This window comes from Parafrankia soli (genome assembly GCF_001854695.1).
Classification (GTDB): domain Bacteria; phylum Actinomycetota; class Actinomycetes; order Frankiales; family Frankiaceae; genus Parafrankia; species Parafrankia soli.
Map to the genome: position 1 here is coordinate 1 of NZ_MAXA01000255.1, position 17,750 is coordinate 17,750.

Genomic DNA, 17,750 nt, shown 5'->3' on the forward strand with positions numbered 1-17,750 from the left:
CCACCGGGAATTCAGGAAGCTGCTCGCCAACAACTTGTGACGACTTTAGTTATGTGTCATCGGAAAGAATTTTGGTTTACAGTCTACTAGAAGGCTTGGGCGGGCGAAGCCGCGAAGGATGGGTCAAGTTCGGGGCGCGCGGGTCAGGCTGCGAGTCCGGCGTGGTGGATGAGTTCGTTGATGGCGGTGTCGTAGGCGTCGGCTGCTCGGCGTAGCGGCGGGGGGTCGCTGTGGCGGTCGACGAGTTCGGCGATGCCGGTGCGTAGTACCCGGTTGTGGACGCGGGTGAGGAACAGGGCGTGGCGCTGCCCGGCGGGGGTGATCTGGTAGCGGTGAGTCCCGGGAACGCGTTCGATCAGGCCGTGGAGGCGGAGTCGGCGTAGGTCGTAGCTCATCTGTCCGCTGGTGATGGTGCTCGGGTCGCGGCCGAGCAGCGGCGCGAGATACTCGCGTAGGTCACGGTTGGTGAAACCGTGTGGCAGCAGACGGAAGACGAGGATTGCAGACAAGAGGGCTTGGACGCGGTGGTCGGTGAACCGCATACCGGCGACCCGTCGTCCGGTCTCGGTGATGACCGGATCGGTGATGGCTGCGAACGCGGTGTCGCCGTCGGTGGGATCGTGGCTGATGGTCTGGACGTCGAGCAGACGTCGGTTGGCGTGGAAGCCGACCCGCCGTAACGCCGGCAGGTTGATCAGCCTTTTCCCGATCCCGAAGTCACGGGTGTCGTTGATGGTGGTCTCGGTGCGTAGCGCTTTTCCTTCTTTGTGGTACTGCTTGATCGTGGCGTGTTTGTAGTCGACGTGCAGGCTTGGTGTGACGCCGTTGGTGATAATTCGGGTTCGGAACCGGCTCGGGGTGGCTCGTGGGCCGGTCCGGCGCAGGGRCCGGTCKAAGACCAGGCTGACCTGGTCGGGGCGGCCGATGTCAAGGTTGTCCCGGATGACCTGCTCGAAGAAGATCCTTCCGGACAGGGGCCGGTCGAGGGTCTGGGTCAGGGAGAACTCGGCTTGCAGGATCGAGAGGTCGTAGTGGTAGCCGGCGTCGCGGTCGTCGGGGGTGAACGGGTGCGGCAGGAGGTCCAACCACTTGCGGAGCAGCCCATCGATCTCGGCCGGGCCGAGCCGGTCACAGATCGTCTGAAGGCCGGCCGGGTCCTCGACCGCGGCGAACGCGTTGTCCATCGGGGTGAAGGCGATCCCGGACTTGGTCGCCTGCCGCTGCGCCCAGTGGTTCCCGTTCAGGCACAGCTTGGCGTTGTAGGGGAAGTAGGAGCAGAACTTGAGGAAGAACGGGCCGAAGTCGTCGTCGACGCAGTAGAAGTAGAAGTGGTTGACGACCCCGGTGGTCTTCACGATCCACGGGTATGTCTTCCCCTCTGCGTCGCGGCGCTTTTCCGTACGGAACAGCGGAGTCTTCTCCTGCGCCCGACCGATGAACACCACCCCCTGGGTGCTGGTGAATTCCTTGAGCCGTTCGTGCATCACGTCGTCCTTCCGTTGCCCCTTCACGAAGTCGACGATCGGGATGTCGTGGTCGGCGGCGAACCGCCGGACCGCGGTCACGAAACCCTCGGTGATCGACGCCAGCGGGGCGGTGGAGGCGACTCGCATCCCGAGCCGGCGGTGGAGGAACCCGACCAGGCCGAGAGGGAACTGGAGCTGGGGCACATAGACGTTGAGGTACATCCGGTCGATGCACTCCACCTCGAAGCTCACGTGATGGGCCAGGACGTCGGCGACGGTGCGGGGTAGCGTCATCGTCAGCTCCGGTCCGGGACGGCCAGRCCTCAGGCCAACCGCCGCCAGGTAGCGGCATCACAGGCGGGTTCATCGTCAACCCGTCACACCACCCGGCCGGAGCCCACGATCACAGCCGGACCACAGCAACATGCTCGTCGGGCTGGGGCGAAGCCCCGTTAGTACTACATTCCTAGATCTTGGTTGGTTGGTTCGGGTTCAGGTGCGTAGAGCGAGGGGGATCGGGTCGCCGCGGCGCCGGTAGTGGCTGGGGAGCGCTCGGGTCTGGTGGGCCATTCGCCATAGTTCACGGGTGATCACAGCGTCGGGGATGGTGTGCCTGGCGCGTAGGAGGGTGGTGGCCAGCAGGCGGCGGATGGAACGGACCGAGTGCCGGATCAGCGGGCGGCCTCCCGGGGCTCGGGGTCTTTTCCCAGGCCGGCCCGGGTCGCGGCGAGGAACGCCTGGGCGAGCATGCTGATCGTGATGTGCCGATGCCAGGGTGTCCACTTCCGTACCTGGTACTGGTCGAGACCGAGGATGTCCTTGCCGTGGCCGTTGTCCTCCTCGATCGTCCACCGCGACCCCGCGTCGGCGACCATGTCCGGGACCGCGGTAGCCGTGGGCGCGTGGACGAGGAAGTACTCGAACTCGTAGAAGGTCCTGCCGTCACGGGTCTGGGGGGTTGTGGACTTCCGTATCAGCAGGGTGTGCGCGTGTGGCGCCTCATCATTCGAAGCCGTGGCCGAGCAAGCTTTGGCGGCGTTCCCCACCCACGGTATGACGGCGGTGCCGATGGCCCTGTCGCTCGCTGCGGCGGCAGCTAAGCGGTCGGCGCCGTTCGCCGCTCGTGCCGCGGCCGTCTGCGCCGAAGCGGTCACCCGGCTCCACCAGGAGAAACAGGGCCGGCAGCAGACCTTTGAAGCTCTGACACGCATCATGATCGACGCGCGCTGCTGGGCCGATGCCGAGCACTACCTCGGAGCCTGCGATCGCGATCCGATGGTGCTGCGCGTGGATCTCATCGCCGCCGCCCGGCACGACGACCCGGAACTCGCCCGACGCTGCGCGCAGCGGACGCTGGGTAAACCTGGCGCGGGATACCGGATCGGCGCCTATCTGGATCGGTGCCTGTGGTCGTTCGCCGCAGACGAGGCCCGCCACTCTCCGGACGGAAACGGCGGTATCGAGCACCTGTGCCAGGTCGCAGGCACCGTAGCGGATGCCGACCCCAGCATTGCCGACGCGTTGCTTGACGAGGCGCTGGACCGAACGGCAACGGGGACAGTAGCCCGGCCGGCGGGCTACGCCGACGTCATCGTGGCGTTGGCTGCCTTCTGGCAGCTCAGGGCGAGAGGGCGGCGACAGCCGCGCGGATGACGGCGTCTGGTGCGGGTGTCACGTCGATCGTGACACCCGGCTCATCGTCGGCGAGCGGCTCGAGGATGCTGAGCTGGGAGTCCAGCAGCGAGGCGGGCATGAAGTGGCCGCCTCGCGCCGAGGCGCGCGCGGTGAGCAGCTCGCGCGAACCGGTCAGGTGCACGAAACACACGTCCGGGGCGTGGCGGCGTAGCTGGTCCCGGTAGGCGCGCCTGAGTGCTGAGCACGCGACCACGATGCCGGACGGCTCGGCGGCGAGCACCCTGCCGACGGCCTCCAGCCAGGGAGAGCGGTCCTCGTCCGTAAGGGCGATACCGGCGCTCATCTTGCGGATGTTCGCCGCGGGGTGCAGGTCGTCCGCGTCGCGGAACGGCACGTCGAGCTGTTGCGCGAGCCCGTCGGCGACCGTGGACTTGCCGCTGGCGGACACCCCTATGATCACGATGCGCGGCGGGGCGGACATCTCCTCTCCCCTCCCGGTACGGTGTCGTTCGTCATCGTCCGGTCACCAGTCGTGAACGGTGCCGTCCGCCAGCCGGTTGTAGGGCAGGTAGGCCTGGACGTACGGGTACCTGCCGGCTTCGTCGACGTTGAGGTCGACGCCCAGGCCCGGCCTGTCACCCGGGTGCAGGTAGCCGTCGGTCCAGGTGAAGGACTGCTGGAAGACCTGGTTCGTCCGTTCGCCGTGCTTCATGTACTCCTGAATGCCGAAGTTGTGAATCGCGAGCCCCAGGTGCATCGCCGCCGCCATTCCCACGGGCGAGACGTCGGTCGGCCCGTGCATGCCCGACTTGATCTGGTACTGCGCGGCGTAGTCGAGCACCTTCTTCAGATGCGTGATGCCGCCGGTGTGGGTCACGGCGCTGCGGACGTAATCGATGAGTTGCTCACGGATGATCTGCTGGTAGTCCCAGACTGTGTTGAAGATCTCGCCGATCGCCAGTGGTGTCGTCGTGTGCTGCCGGACGAGCCGCAGAGCTTCCTGGTTCTCCGCCGGTGTGACGTCCTCCAGCCAGAACAGGTCGTACTGCTCCAGCGACTTTCCCAGCTGGGCCGCCTGGATCGGAGTGAGCCGGTGATGCGCGTCGTGGAGCAGCGGCAGTTCGGGCCCGAACTCGCCCCGCACCGCCTCGAACACCGACGGCACGTGCCGCAGATAGCTGCGGGTGTCCCAGTCCTCCTCGTTCGGCAGCGCGCCCCGCTGGGCGGGCTCGTGGTCGTAGCGCATCCCCTTGTTCGCCTCGAAGGTGGCGTTCGAGGCGATGCCGTAGATGGACTTCAGGCCCGGCACACCCGTCTGGATACGGATGGCGCGGTAGCCCTGTTCCTGATGCGACCGCACGCTGTCGAACAGTTCCTCGGTCGACTTGCCGGACGCATGACCGTAGGCGAGCAGGCCGTTGCGCGACGGGCCGCCGAGCAGCTGGTACACGGGCATGCCCGCCGCCCTGCCCTTGATGTCCCACAGCGCCATGTCGACCGCCGCGATCGCCGCCATCGTCACCGGGCCCCGACGCCAGTAGGCGCCGCGGTAGAGGAACTGCCAGGTGTCCTCGATCCGGTGCGCGTCGCGCCCGAGGAGCAGCGGCACGACGTGGTCCTTCAGGTAGCTGACGACCGCCAGCTCGCGGCCGTTCAGCGTCGCGTCACCGAGGCCGGTAATTCCGTCGTCGGTCGTCAGCCGCAGCGTGACGAAGTTCCGGTCGGGGCTGGTGACGATAACTTCAGCTCTGTCGATGATCATTGTTCCTGCCAGGTCCTCAGACAGCGCGTCACCCGCGCCCAGCGGATCAGAGGGATCGGAGGATCGGAGGGATCAGAGGTCGCGCGCGGGTTTGCGGCCGTCGAGCTCACGCCAGCGGGCGCGCAGCGCGTGCGCGGCCGCCTTCGGCTTCCGGTCCCGGGTGAAGACGCCCTTCTTGTTGCCGTCGACCCGATGGATGCCGTTGGACGTCTGGAAGTCGGCGAAGTTCCAGACCTGCTCGCCGACGAACTGCGGGAAACGGTCGAAAACGCGGTGGTTCATCGCGAGGTAGGCGGTTTGGTATTCCTCCGTCCAGGGCTGGTCCCAGACGGAGTGGATTCCTGGTTGTGTGTCGGCACCGTATTCGGTCATCATAATGGGCTTCTCGACCCGGTCGACCCAACCCTGGATCTCGCCCCGCAGATACTCTTCGGCCGTCGCCAGGTCGCCGCTGGCGATATACCACCCGTAGTAGCGGTTCAGGCTCACGACGTCGAAGAGATCGATGATCTGGTCGTTCTTGAAGGTCGCGAACATGACGAGGGCGTAGGTGATCGGCCGTGTCGGGTCCAGCTCGCGTGTGATCTTCGCGAGGGGCTCGAAGTACTCGCGGGCGCCGTCCTCGTTCGAGGCCGGCTCGTTGGCGATGCACCACATCACGACGCTCGGGTGGTTCTTGTCGCGGGCGATCAGCTCGCGGATGTGCTGGGCGTGCGCCGCCTGGGTGGCGTCGTTGAACGTCTCCGGCGAGAAGGACGGGGTCGTCGGCCGGCCCGAGAGCCCGGCCTGCACACCGAGGTTCAGGCCGACGGCCGCGGTCTCGCCGATGACGACGATGCCGTGGCGGTCGGCGAACTCCAGCACCTCCTCCGCATACAGATAGTGCGAGGTGCGGAAGGAGTTGGCGCCGATCCAGTCGAGCAGCTGGAAGTCGTGCACGAGATAGGCGTCGTCATGCCCCTTGCCACGCACGGCGGTGTCCTCGTGCTTACCAAAGCCGGTGAAGTAGAACGGCTCCCCGTTGATGAGGAACTGCGTTCCCCGCACCTCGACCGTCCGCACGCCGAAGGCCTCGGTACAGCTGTCGATGACGGTGCCGCCGTCGACGAGCTCGACGACGAGGTCGTAGAGGCAGGCCGCCCCGGGTTGCCACAGCGTGACGCCCTCGATGCGCAGGGCGCCGCTGGCGCCCGCACCCGACGCCACCTCGACACCCGACGCGTCGAGTGCGCGCACCCGCACGTCGGCGTCGCCGACCATCTCGACGGCGTAGCGCACCACGCCGGTGGAGCCGTCGACCTCCGTGACGATCGTGATGTCGTCGACGTGCACGGTAGGGGTACTGTGAAGCCACACCGACCGCGCCAGGCCCGCGTAGTTGTAGAAGTCGTGCAGGTAGGTCTGCTTCCGGCGGCCGTCTGGGGAGACGAAGATCGTTCCGGGCGGGATCGTGACGTTCGTCAGCTCGTTGCCGACACCGACGGTGAGACGGAACTCCTCGCCGGCCGTGACATGCAATGTTATGTCGGCCTCGAACGGGGTGTACCCGCCGACATGCTCCGCGACGAGCGCGTCGTCGACCCACACCCGCCCCTCGTGCGTCGCGGCGTCGAACCGCAGAAGGATCCGCTCGCCCGCCCAGCCGCGGGGCACCCRCACCCGGCGCTGGTAGTACACCCAGCCGACGTGATCGCGGATCGCGGGATCAACGAACTGGTCGTTGTAGCTCGCGGGCACGGCCGCCTCGAGCGAGGTCTCCAGCACGCCCGACCATGGAGCGTCACCGGCCTGGGCGTCAAGGGCGAACCGCCACAGACCGTCGAGGTTGACGACCTCGCGCGTGGGGGTCGAACGGGGTCTCAGAACCGATCATCTCCTCGCAACAACGCCACTACGGCACCGTGGCCGCTTCAGATTAGAACAGATCCACCGTTGCCTGGCAAACGATTGCCATCGTATTTGTTCCGCGCAGCGCTCTTCCTACGATAGCCCGCCCCGGCGCGCGACATCACCGAGCCACCGAAGGCTGGGCTTCGGTTTCCGTTCGAACGTCTCGCGGTCCACCGTGATGAGACCGAACGTGGGCGCCCAATGGCCCCACTCGTAGTTGTCGAGCAGGCTCCAGTGCAGATACCCGCGGACGTCGACGCCGTCCCCCATGGCGTCACGCAGACCACGCAGGGCGGTGTCGGTGTAGGCGATGCGGCGCTCGTCGTCGCCGACCGCGATGCCGTTCTCCGTGACGAGGATCGGCACGCCGCCCGTCACCTCGGCGGTATGCCGTACGGCGATGCCCAGCGCGTCCGGCCGGTAGGGGGTGCCGACGAGCGTGTTGTCTGGCGAGGGCGCGTGGGGCTCGATCCCCTCCGCGGTCACCCACTGGCTCGTGTACGCCTGCACGCCCACGAAGTCGTCGTCACGGGCGGCGTCGAGGTAGAGATCCTCCCACACCCACCGGAGCTCCCGCAGCTTCTGCTCGCCTCCCGGGCGAGCGACGAACGCACGATTCGCGACGGTCCAGCCCACCGCGGCCCCGGTGCGTTCCCGCACCAGGCCCCGCACCGCGTGATGGGCCTCGACGAGGCACTCCCCGATCTCGGGGTCGGGTGCGGGCAGGGGCGCCGGGGCATGCCGTCGACGGTGGGGCTCTGCCACTTCTCGCGCGCCTCCGGGTCTTCCGCGAGCCGCCCGAGCATGACCATCATCGCGAGCATGTTGGGCTCGTTCATGGTGCAGACCCAGGCGACTCCGTCGAGGATGCCCGTCGCGACCTCGACGTAGGACCGGAACCGGTCGATCGCCCGCTCCCCCAGCCAGCCGCCCTCCTCGGCGAACCAGCGCGGCGCGGTGAAGTGATGCAGCGTGACGACCGGCGTGACGCCGTTCTCGAAGCAGGTCTCGATCATGCGCCGGTAGTGCGCCAGCACGGCGTTCGAGAAGTGCCCCGGAACGGGCTCAATACGGGCCCATTCGATGCTGAAGCGATAGGCGTTCAGACCGGCCTCCGCCAGCAGGCCGATGTCCTCGGGATAGCGGTGGTAGCTGTCGCAGGCGTCGCCGCTGCGTTCCATCCCTGGGCGCCGGCCCTCGTTGGCCCAGAAATCACTGTTCAGATTGTTGCCTTCGATCTGGTGCGCGGCGGTCGCGGCACCCCAGAGGAACTTTGTTGGAAAGGTCTGCATGCATACGTCCTTGGTTCGCGGCGGTACTGGACAGATACATAACAACCGCTTGCCAATCCGGGCCGCAAGAGCAGGTCAGCCCGGACTGCGATCGCTCTCTGCTGTCACCTCACCGAAGAAGCGACAAGCCTCGCGGCGACGCTAGCCCTGGGCCTCCGCCGCCGCGAGGGCTCGGCGTTCCTCACGGCGGCGCCGCTGCTCGACCGGGTCTGCGAGCGGGGCCGACAGCAGAAGTCTGCGGGTGTATGGATGCTCCGGGGACGAGGTCACGTCGGCCGCGGGACCCGTCTCGACGAGATCGCCGCGGTACAGCACCGCGACGCGGTGGCTGATGTGGCGCACGACCGCGAGGTCGTGGGAGATGAACAAGTACGCCACACCGGCGGCCCGCTGGATCTCGATGAGCAGGTCGAGCACGAGCGCCTGCGTGGACAGGTCGAGCGCCGAGAGCGGCTCGTCGCACACGATGAGCTTCGGCCCGGGGGCCAGCGCGCGGGCGATCGCGATCCGCTGGCGCTGCCCGCCGGAGAACTCCCGCGGCAGCCGTTCGACGGCGTCGGCGGGCAGCCCCACCTGGTCGAGCAGGGCTCGCACCCGCGTGTGCGCGTCACGCCGGGTGGCGCCCTGTATCACAAGCGGCTCGGCAAGGATGTCGCCGATCGTCATCGACGGGTTGAGGGAGGTGTAGGGGTCCTGGAAGACGACCTGGATGTCCCTGGCCAGCGCGCGGCGCTCGCGCCCGCCGAGGCCGACCGTCTCACGGCCCTCGAAGCGGATGCTCCCGCCCGAGGGGCGGACGAGCCCGAGCACGGCGCGGCCGATCGTCGTCTTGCCGGAGCCGGACTCGCCCACCAGCCCGAGGGTCTCCCCCGCCGCCACCTCGAACGAGACGCCGTGCAGCACCTCGACGGGCCTGGCCCGCAGGCCACGGCCGGCGAAGGCGACCCGCAGGTCCGTCACAGCGAGTAGGGTCACCGTGTTCCTCCTCCGCGGGCGGCGCTGGCGGGCAGGTCGGTACGTACGACGTCCTCGTCGAGGATCGCGTCGAGCAGCATCCGGGTGTACGCGTGCCGAGGCTCCCGGAACACCGTGGTCAGGTCGCCCGTCTCGACGATCTCGCCCGCGCGCATGACCGCGATCCGGTCGCAGATGTCGGCCACCACGCCGAAGTTGTGCGTGACCAGGAGCACGGCCATGTCGAGCTCGGCCTGCAGGTCGCGCAGCAGGTCGAGGATCTCGGCCTGCACCGTGACGTCGAGCGCGGTCGTCGGCTCGTCGGCGATCAGCAGCTTCGGCCGGCTCGCTACCGCGCCGGCGATCAGCACACGCTGCGCCATGCCGCCGGAGATCTGGTGCGGGTAGGAGTCGAACGTGCGGGCGGGATCGGCGATGCCGCATCGTTCGAGCAGCCCGAGCATCTGCGCCTTCGCGTCCTTCGCCGAGACCTTCAGCGCCGTGCGCACGCCCTCGACGAGCTGCGCGCCGACCTTGTACGACGGGTCGAGGTTCGACATCGGTTCCTGCGGGATGTACGCGATCACTCGGCCGCGCAGGGGACGCAGCGCGGCGTCCCTCAACCCGATCAGCTCGCGTCCGTCGAGACGGATCGAGCCGCGGGTGACGACCGCCTCGGGTGGCAGCACGCCGAGCGTCGCGAAGGCGGTCTGCGACTTCCCGGAGCCGGACTCGCCGACGAGCCCCAGGGCCTCCCCCGCGGACAGGGTGAGGTTCACGTTCGTGACCACTTCCGTCAGCGCACCGCCCGGCGTCGGGTAGGCGATGGCAAGATCCCGGATCCGCAGCAGCGCGGGAGACTCGTCGGTGGCGGTCGCCGTGCCGGCGGTMCCGGTGCCAACGGCGTCGGCGGTGACGGCGCCGGTTGTGGTGGCGTCGGTTGTGGTGGCCGGTGCCGGCGCCGGCGGTGTCACCGCTCGCAGACCGGCCCCGGTCCTGACCGGTCGGGGCGTCGACCCTTCGAGCGTGTCGCGCAGCGCGTTGCCGAGCAGCACGAGCGAGGCGGTGATGACGCCGAGCACGAGCGTCGGCCAGAGGAACTGCGTCGGCTCGATGTAGAGGTTGTCGAAGCCCGACTTGATCATCACACCGAAACTGGCTTCCTGCTTCGACCCCACGCCCAGGAAAGCCAGTCCCGACTGCACCCCGATGGAGGCCCCCGCCATGAAGGCCGCCGCGATGATGACCGGACCGCGCACGGCCGACAGCACATGGCGGCCCAGGATGCGCACGTCGCTCAGGCCCGACACACGCGCGGCGTCGACATAGAGCTCGTTGCGCACGCCGAGCACGAGGTTGCGCACGATGCGGTACATGGCGGGCGAGAGCAGCACACCGAAGATCAGCATCGTCCAGCGGTAGTCCCCGCCGGTGAGGGGCATCAGGATGATGAGCAGCAGCACGCCCGGAAAGGTCATGATGAGGCTGAACAGCCATTCCGTGACGGCGCGCGTGTACGTGCCGAAGTAACCGCCCAGGAGCCCCGCCAGCACGCCGACGACAAGGGCGACCCCCGCGCCGATCAGCGCGGAGACCGCGGCGGTGTTGATCGAGTACAGCAGGCGCGAGAAGATGTCGCGGCCCGTCTCGTCTCCGCCCAGCAGGTAGCCGGACTCACCGACCGGCGCGTTGATCATACTGAGCTCGGCGTGGTTCGGGCTGTGCTGCGCGAGCAGCGGGGCCAGTATCCCCAGCACGACGATCAGGACGAGGATGGCCAGGGTGACAACCGCCTGCGGGTCGCGCAGGAGCCTGCGCCAGGTGGGCACGCGCGTCACCGGGGCGGACGTGTCCCGGGCCGCGGTCGTCTCCGTGCCGGGCACGGAGATCGTGTCCGTGTTCGGGGCCGGTGCGTTACTCAATGGACTCGCGCCTTCGGGTTGAGCCAGCCGTTGGCCAGGTCGGTGATGAGATTGACCGCGATCACGAGCAGCACGCCGAAGGTCGTGACGCACATGATGATCGGAATGTCGCCCTGCAGCGACGCGTTGAACGCATAGCTCCCGAAGCCGGGCAGCGCGAACACGTTCTCGATGATCAGGGCACTGCCGAAGATCTGGATGAACTCCAGTGACAGTACCGTGAGAGCAGGGCTGGCCGCGTTGCGCAGCGCGTGCCTGAGGAGAATGGAGCGGGTGGAGACACCGCGGGTCCGCAGCGTACGTATGTAGTCGCGACGCAGCTCGTCGATCATCCGGCCGCGCACCTGCGCCGTCATGTTCGCGATGCCGCCGATGACGAGAACGGTCACGGGAATCGTAACGCTACGCGCCCAGGCGGCGGGATCGTCACCGAACTCCGTGAAACCCGTGGCCGGCAACCACTTCAGCCGGACACCGAGGACGTAGACCAGGACGATCGCCAGCAGCAGCGGGGGCACCACGTAGCCGATCAGCGAGATGAGCTGCGCGACCCGGTCTGCCACCCCACCTCGCGCAGCCGACCACAGCCCCAGCGCAACACTGACAACCACCATGATCAGCAATGCCGGTATGATGACTGACATTGTCACTCCCAGCCGTTGGACAACCGTTGGCGCGACGGAGACAGACGTGTAGGCCGAGTCGCCGAAGTCGCCCGTGAACGCACCACCCAGCCATTCGCCGTACTGCACGATCAGTGGGCGGTCGTAGCCTTTCTCCGCCATCAGAGCGTCAACCGTGTCGGGCGTCGCCGACTGCCCGAGGATCGTGCGCACGACGTCCTCGAACGAGAAGCTCAGCAGCAGGAACGTGACAAGTGTGACGAGCAGGGCGAGCACGACTCCCAGCGCGAGCCTGCGAAGAACGTACAAGAGCATCGTCTTCCTCCGAGATCCGCCGTGGGTGCGGGGCGGCGGGCCACCCCGCACCCACGGCTGGCAGCGCTATTCGACGCCGAACAGCGCCACAGTCCGGAGGCCGTTCGCGCCGTTGTCGCGCATGACGACGCCGTCGCGAGTTCCCCAGACCAGCCCCACCATGGCGATCGGGGCGGTCAGCGCCTGGCTGACCACGTACTCGTCGAGCTCGCGGTAGATCGGCAGGGCCTCGTCGAACTCCACGTGCGACCTGATCTCACCGAAGAGCTCGTCCAGCCGCGCGTCCGTGTAGTTCCTGGGGTTGTTGAACCCGCCGGGGCCGTAGATGTTGATCGCCTCATCCGCCGCGGCGGAGAACCCGAGGTACTGGAAGGACAGGCCGTACTCACCGGAGGTCAGGACACTCTGCGTCTGCTGCGGAGGCACCGGCTTCCAGTTCAGCCGCAGGCCGATGCCCTCCAACGCCTGACTCAGCACAGCCTCGAACTGCTGGGAGAGGATCGTGCTCGGCATGTCGAGCGTAGCGCCCGCGTAACCCGCCTCCTCGACCAGCGCCCGACCCCTGTCCGGGTCGTAGGGATAGGCGTCGTCGAGGGACTCGTCATAGACGCCGTTGAACGTGTTGAACGTCTGGGTGGTCGGAATGGCCTGACCTCCGAGAATGCCCTGCACGATCCCCTCGCGATCKAGCGCGTGGTTGATCGCCTGTCGGACCCGGACGTCACCCAGCGCGGGGAACTTCTCACCGCCGCGGTCCAGGATGTTGATGAACGCCATCGTCTGCGCTTCCCACCTGGTGAGGGTGACCGCACCGGTGTCCACCTGGCGCACCATCTGGGCACGCAGCGTCGCCACGTTCACCTGCCCGGTCTGCAGCGCGTTGAAGGACGCCGTCGGGTCCTGGAACCTGCGCAMCCGCACCGTGGCGAACGGATAGGCGTCGACGTTCCAGTAGTCGTCGCGCCGGACGAGGACGTAGGTCTCACCCGGCACCGTCGCCGCGGTGTCGAGGCGGTACGGCCCGGAACCGATCGGGTCGGTCGCCGTACGCGGGTCGTCGAGCGTGTCGGGGTCGCCGACGACGCCGAGGCCCATGGCCAGCGTTCCCAGGAAGCGCGGGTCGTGTTCGGTGAACTCCACCAGCACGGTATCGTCGTCGACCGCCGAGATCCGCTCTACGTACTCGAACTTGGGCTGCGCGAGGCCGGGGGTGTCCTTCGACCGCTGCATCGTCGCGACGACGGCGTGCGCGTCGACGGGGCCGCCGTCGCTGAAGGTCATGCCGGCGCGGAGCTCCAGGGTCAGCTCGGTGCCGTCCTCGTTGTACTGCCAGCTCTCCGCGGCGTTCGGCCTGAGCTCACCCGTCCCGTTCTCCTTGCTCAGGAGCGTGTCGAACACGGAGCCCCAGATGTAGGCGGACTCGTTGTCGACGAGCTGCGCGGGGTCGAGGGAGTTCGGTGCCGCCTGGGCGGCGATCACGAGCTCGTCCGGGGGCCCGGAGGCGGAGTTCTCCGTGGATCCCGAACAGCCGACAAGGGTGACGGCGACGGCCCCCGCGACGAGCGTCGATAAGAACGCCCGCGCTGTCCGTCGTCGTGATGGCTGCGTGCGCATGGCTCAGATCTCCTTCTGGGTATGCGATGGACGGCAACCGGTTGCCGCTCTTCAGGGATCTGCCAGATCGATCCGCGCCTGCGCCGCGGCGATCCGACTCTGGAACGGCCGCCGCCGCTTCGCGAGCTCAGCGCTCAGCAGCGTCAGCATGGACAGCACGGGATCGGGCGCTCCGGCGGCCCGCCGCACCGACTCGGACGACGCGTCCTGGGGCAGCGCCCCTCGCCGGGCGGCAACGACCCAGGCCGCGATCGCCGTGGCGCAGCCGGCGGCCTCGCGGCCCGCCGCCAGCTCGCGCTCGGCGACGGGGACGACGCGCAGCCGGAGCTTCGTGAGCGTGTCGATCGCGATCTGCGCGAGCGGGTGCTCGATGCGCGGGTTCTCGAATCGCTCGAGCAGCGCGCGGCGGTAGGCCGGGACGTCGAGCCCGTCGGGCAGGTGCCGCTCCGCCTCGTTCCACAGCCGGTTCACCGCGTCGCGGCACACGGGGTCGGCGACCGCCCGCGCGACCGTGTCGTGCCCGCGCACCAGCCCCAGGCAGGCGAGCAGCGTGTGGGCACCGTTGAGCAGCCACAGCTTGCGGGCCTCCCACGGTTCGATATCGGCGACGAACCGCGCCTGGGCGGCCTCCCACGCCGGCCGGCCCGCGGGGAACCGCCCGCACAGGATCCAGTCCCGGAAGGGCTCGGTGACGACCACGGCCTCGTCGGCGTACTCCGCGGCGAGCGCCGCTGCCTCGTCCGCCGCCAGCCGCGGCGTGATCCGGTCGACCGAGCTGGAGACGAAGGCGGCGTGTTCCGCGATCCACGCGGCCGTCTCGGGAAGGCAACCGGCCGCGAGCGCGGACAGGCCCCGCCGCAGGCGCCCGCCGTTGTCGGAGAGATTGTCGCAGGACACGACCGCGACCGGCCCGGAGCCGGCGCGCCGGCGGGCGTCCAGACCGAGCAGCAGGCGCCCGAGGGCCGTCACCGGCCGCGCGTCGCTGGTGGTGACGGTTCCCCGGGCGACGCCGCGCAGGATCTCGGCGTCTGCGACGACGCTCGGGTCGTCCCAGTCGGGGGTGTCGTCGGCGCGCAGCCGGTAGCCGGTCTCGGTTATGGTGAGTGTGATGATCGCCGTCGCCGCGGCGGAGAGATCCGCGACGAGACGGGGAACGTCGCCGCCGGAGTGGGCGCGCACGATGCTCCCGATCACCTCGACGCGGTCACGCACTGGCCCGCGCTCGACGATGCTGTACAGACCGTTCTGACGGGCGAGACGAGCGGTCAGATCCCGGCTGCGTGTGCGCCCGGCGTAGGCCGCGATTCCCCAGTCGGATGAGTCCGCCGCGTGGTGCGTGTACCACGCGGTGTGCGAGCGGCAGAAAGCGCCCAGGCCGAGGTGCACGATCCGTACCGGCGGGGCCGGCGTGGTGCGACGCAGGGCGCCGCGGCGTGGGACCGGCTGGTACGGGCCGGGCTGGTGCGGCAGGGGGCGGTACGGCGCGGGGTGGGCGTCGACGGGCCCGGTCACAGCTTGAACACCCTTCTGGGCTGCGGGCCGACGATGTCGTCAGCGATCCGCTCCGCCGCGGGCTGTGTCACCCTGCCCTCCACCACGAGGCGCGCGAGGAAGGCCGCGTCGACGCGTCTCGCCGTGTCGTGGCGCGCCGGTATCGAGAGGAAGGCGCGGGTGTCGTCGACGAACCCGGAGCCCCGCGAGAATCCGGCGGTCTCCGTCACCGCCGAGCGGAAGCGGGCGATCGCGTCCGGGGCGTCGAGGAACCACCACGGGGCACCGATGTAGACGCTCGGGTAAAAGCCGGCCAGCGGCGCGATCTCCCGGGAGTACACGGTCTCGTCGACGGCGAACAACACCAGGTGGAACTCCCGGGCCAGCCCGAAACGCTGTAGGAGAGGACGGAGCCCCCGCACGAAGTCGGTGCGCACGGGGATGTCGTGGCCGCTGTCGGGCCCGAATCGCGCGAGGGTCGGCGTGCTGTGGTTGCGTAGGACGCCCGCGTGCAGCGTCATGACCAGCCCGTCGTCGACGCTCAWCCGCGCCATCTGCAGCAGCATGTGGCCGCGGAAGGCGCGCCGCTCGGCGGCGTCCGCCGCCCCGCCGACGACTTCCTGGAACAGGCGGGCCGCCTCCGCCGGGTCCAGGTCGACGGTGTAAGGCTCCTCGACTCCGTGGTCGGCCGACACCGCGCCGTGCCGGCGGAAGTGCTCGCGACGACCCTCGAGCGCGGCGAGGTAGCCGGCGAAGGTCGTGGGTTGGTAGGCCGTGGCCAGGAGCCGTTCCACCGCGTCCCGGAAGCCGGGCGCGTCCGGATCCAGGTAGCGGTCCGGACGGAAGGTGGGTAAGACCCGTGTAGGCAGGCCGCACGCCGCCAGCGCCGCGTGCCCAGCCAGATCGTCGAGCGGGTCGTCCGAGGTGGCGAGCACCTCGATGCCGAACCTCTCCAACAACGCGCGGGGCCGGAACTCCGGTGTGGCGAGCTTCTTGCCGATCAGGTCGTAGACGGCGTCCGCCGTCTCGAGGCCGAACTCCAGGTCGACGCCGAGAACCTGGTCAAGCTCCTCCTCGATCCAGTACCCCGAGGCCGTGCCCGCGAACAGATGCCAGTGCTCCGCGAGGATGCGCCAGACCTCCCGCGGCTCGGCGCGGAAGGGGCCCACGCCGAGCCGGGCGAGATCGACGCCCGACGCGTGCAGCAGGCGCGTGACGTAATGGTCGTGGGTGACGAGCAGATCGGCCGGATCCGCGAAAGGGGCGTCCTCGACGAGCCACGAGACCGGCACATGACCATGGGGCGAGACGATCGGGGCGCGGCGGACACGCTCATACAGCCCGCGCGCGATCTCCCGAGTGCGAGGGTCGGCGGGGAGGAGACGATCGGGGTCGCGCCGCTGGGGTTGGAGCATGAGCGCATCCCACATGGTCACGCAGCGTTTGTCAATCGGTTGCCAAGCCGCGGCCTCCCGGTATGCGATCATGAAGATCGCAGCAGGGGACGCCCGGGACGACGACATGAGGTACGCGTGAGCGACAGAAAGACCACCAGCGGCCGCGAGACCGGTGGCCGAAAGCCATCCGCGACCATCTACGACATCGCGAAGGCGGTAGGCGTCAGCCCGTCGACGGTATCCCGCGCGCTGAACAAACCCGGACGGATCAACGCGAAGACCGAGCAACGCATCAACGATGCCGCCTACGCGCTCGGATACCAGGTCAACCCGTTGGCGCGCGCTCTGCCGACAGGGAGGACCGGTATGGTCGCGGTGCTGATCTCGGACATAGCCAACCCCGTTTACTTCGACGTTCTCCGGGGCGCCGAACGCGTGGCGTCAGGGGCCGGCCACACCCTCGTTTTCGCCGATTCCCAGGAGTCGCCGACATTGGAGTTCGGAATCGCCAGACGCCTGCAGTCGTCGGTCGACGGCCTGCTTCTGGTCGCGTCACGGCTCACCGACGCACAGATCAACGAACTCGCCGACACCAAGCCTCTCGTCATCGCGAACCGACGCGTCGACGGAATTCCTTCCGTGATTCTGGACGTCACCCCCGGGCTCACGCAGGCGATCAATCACCTCCAGGAGCTCGGGCACCGCTCCATCGGCTATCTGTCCGGGCCCACCGCGTCGTGGATGAACCACCGTCGTTGGAACACACTGCTCGACGAGTGCCTGGCACGTGGCCTGTCGATCGTGGAGATCCCCGTCGAGGATCCGACCACCGGTGGCGGCGCGGGAGTCATCCGACGCATCCTCGCCTCCCGTGTCACCGCGGTCATCGCCTACAACGATCTGATGGCGCTCGGCGTGCTGCGGGAGTACAAACGCCAGAGCATCGATGTTCCCGGACAGTTGAGCATCATCGGGTTCGATGACATCTACGGCGCCGACTTCACGACTCCGTCGCTGACGACCGTGCACAGCCCGCTCGCCGACGTCGGCGAGGCGGCGATGCGCCGGCTCCTCGTCGAGGCGAACGGACACACGGACGCAGAAGCTCCGGACCTCCCGACCCATCTCGTCATACGGGAGTCCACCGCCGAGCCGCGACACTGACCGGGGTGGGGCCTGCCAAGCAGGGACCACACGCGATTCCCCGGCAGTGTCCGACTATCGGGTGAAGTTGGCCCGCTCCCGTTCACACCTGGGCCCTTTGGGATAAGGATCCCAGGGAGGAGTTCAGGTGTCGAGATCAAAACCGCCGTACACGGAGGAGTTCCGCCAGCAGATGGTGGATCTTGTCCGGGCTAGTGCAACGTTCCTTAACCTCGATCTTTCGCC

At 68.4% G+C, this 17,750-nt stretch carries 15 protein-coding genes; 2 read left to right on the forward strand and 13 right to left on the reverse strand.

Annotated features, from left to right (window positions below):
• Nucleotides 1–143: 143 nt before the first annotated feature.
• Both BBK14_RS29120 and BBK14_RS43030 read right to left on the reverse strand, forming a co-directional pair.
• The gene (locus tag BBK14_RS29120; RefSeq protein ID WP_071066399.1) at nt 144–1,760 is read right to left on the reverse strand and encodes a hypothetical protein; all 1,617 of its coding nucleotides are present in this window, start codon (nt 1,758–1,760) and stop codon (nt 144–146) included.
• A gap of 377 nt (nt 1,761–2,137) precedes the next feature.
• Complete coding sequence (locus BBK14_RS43030) at nt 2,138–2,341, reverse strand: hypothetical protein (protein WP_241831931.1); 204 nt, start codon at nt 2,339–2,341, stop codon at nt 2,138–2,140.
• A 139-nt stretch (nt 2,342–2,480) separates the two neighbouring features.
• Here BBK14_RS43030 and BBK14_RS29130 point away from each other — a divergent pair, with 139 nt between their 5' ends.
• On the forward strand, nt 2,481–3,119 hold the full coding sequence (locus BBK14_RS29130) for a hypothetical protein (protein ID WP_198541474.1): 639 nt from the start codon (nt 2,481–2,483) through the stop codon (nt 3,117–3,119).
• On the opposite strand, the gene BBK14_RS29135 is transcribed toward BBK14_RS29130, so the two are convergent.
• The 11 genes from BBK14_RS29135 to uxaC form a co-directional block, all read right to left on the reverse strand.
• Nucleotides 3,085–3,582, reverse strand: coding sequence for a gluconokinase (locus BBK14_RS29135; protein WP_071066402.1), 498 nt, complete (start codon nt 3,580–3,582; stop codon nt 3,085–3,087). The genes BBK14_RS29130 and BBK14_RS29135 overlap by 35 nt on opposite strands.
• A 42-nt stretch (nt 3,583–3,624) precedes the next feature.
• Nucleotides 3,625–4,863, reverse strand: a complete 1,239-nt coding sequence (manD, locus tag BBK14_RS29140; protein WP_071066403.1) for a D-mannonate dehydratase ManD — start codon at nt 4,861–4,863, stop codon at nt 3,625–3,627.
• Nucleotides 4,864–4,935: 72 nt separating this feature from the next.
• Nucleotides 4,936–6,726, reverse strand: a complete 1,791-nt coding sequence (uidA, locus tag BBK14_RS29145; RefSeq protein WP_071066404.1) for a beta-glucuronidase — start codon at nt 6,724–6,726, stop codon at nt 4,936–4,938.
• Between the two features lie 117 nt (nt 6,727–6,843).
• Complete coding sequence (locus tag BBK14_RS43035; protein ID WP_338045513.1) at nt 6,844–7,239, reverse strand: family 1 glycosylhydrolase; 396 nt, start codon at nt 7,237–7,239, stop codon at nt 6,844–6,846.
• Nucleotides 7,236–8,045: a family 1 glycosylhydrolase gene (locus BBK14_RS29150; protein ID WP_338045514.1), complete on the reverse strand. Its 810-nt coding sequence runs from the start codon at nt 8,043–8,045 to the stop codon at nt 7,236–7,238. Before BBK14_RS29150 ends, BBK14_RS43035 begins: the two co-directional genes overlap by 4 nt.
• Before the next feature lie 141 nt (nt 8,046–8,186).
• Entirely contained in the window at nt 8,187–9,020 is an 834-nt protein-coding gene (locus tag BBK14_RS29155) for an ATP-binding cassette domain-containing protein (RefSeq protein ID WP_071066405.1), read from the reverse strand.
• Entirely contained in the window at nt 9,017–10,921 is a 1,905-nt protein-coding gene (locus tag BBK14_RS29160; RefSeq protein ID WP_116430171.1) for a dipeptide/oligopeptide/nickel ABC transporter permease/ATP-binding protein, read from the reverse strand. The genes BBK14_RS29155 and BBK14_RS29160 overlap by 4 nt, the downstream gene beginning before the upstream one ends.
• Nucleotides 10,918–11,859 carry an ABC transporter permease gene (locus BBK14_RS29165; RefSeq protein WP_071066407.1) on the reverse strand — a complete coding sequence of 314 codons (942 nt, stop codon included), beginning with the start codon at nt 11,857–11,859 and terminating at the stop codon, nt 10,918–10,920. Before BBK14_RS29165 ends, BBK14_RS29160 begins: the two co-directional genes overlap by 4 nt.
• A 66-nt stretch (nt 11,860–11,925) precedes the next feature.
• The gene (locus tag BBK14_RS29170; RefSeq protein ID WP_071066408.1) at nt 11,926–13,473 is read right to left on the reverse strand and encodes an ABC transporter substrate-binding protein; all 1,548 of its coding nucleotides are present in this window, start codon (nt 13,471–13,473) and stop codon (nt 11,926–11,928) included.
• 51 nt (nt 13,474–13,524) lie between these two features.
• Nucleotides 13,525–14,985: a mannitol dehydrogenase family protein gene (locus BBK14_RS29175; protein WP_116430172.1), complete on the reverse strand. Its 1,461-nt coding sequence runs from the start codon at nt 14,983–14,985 to the stop codon at nt 13,525–13,527.
• Entirely contained in the window at nt 14,982–16,379 is a 1,398-nt protein-coding gene (uxaC, locus tag BBK14_RS29180) for a glucuronate isomerase (protein WP_071066409.1), read from the reverse strand. Before uxaC ends, BBK14_RS29175 begins: the two co-directional genes overlap by 4 nt.
• Between uxaC and BBK14_RS29185 the strand changes: the two genes are divergently transcribed.
• Complete coding sequence (locus BBK14_RS29185; RefSeq protein ID WP_198541470.1) at nt 16,371–17,525, forward strand: LacI family DNA-binding transcriptional regulator; 1,155 nt, start codon at nt 16,371–16,373, stop codon at nt 17,523–17,525. The two genes, uxaC and BBK14_RS29185, sit on opposite strands and share 9 nt — an antisense overlap.
• Nucleotides 17,526–17,750 lie beyond the last annotated feature (225 nt).

Bases quoted from the DNA above. Each gene is read 5' to 3' on its own strand.
- BBK14_RS43030 (WP_241831931.1), bottom strand. From the start codon at position 2,341: ATGGTCGCCGACGCGGGGTCGCGGTGGACGATCGAGGAGGACAACGGC.
- BBK14_RS29135 (WP_071066402.1), bottom strand. From the start codon at position 3,582: ATGTCCGCCCCGCCGCGCATCGTGATCATAGGGGTGTCCGCCAGCGGC.
- BBK14_RS29165 (WP_071066407.1), bottom strand. From the start codon at position 11,859: ATGCTCTTGTACGTTCTTCGCAGGCTCGCGCTGGGAGTCGTGCTCGCC.
- manD (WP_071066403.1), bottom strand. From the start codon at position 4,863: ATGATCATCGACAGAGCTGAAGTTATCGTCACCAGCCCCGACCGGAAC.
- BBK14_RS29150 (WP_338045514.1), bottom strand. From the start codon at position 8,045: ATGCAGACCTTTCCAACAAAGTTCCTCTGGGGTGCCGCGACCGCCGCG.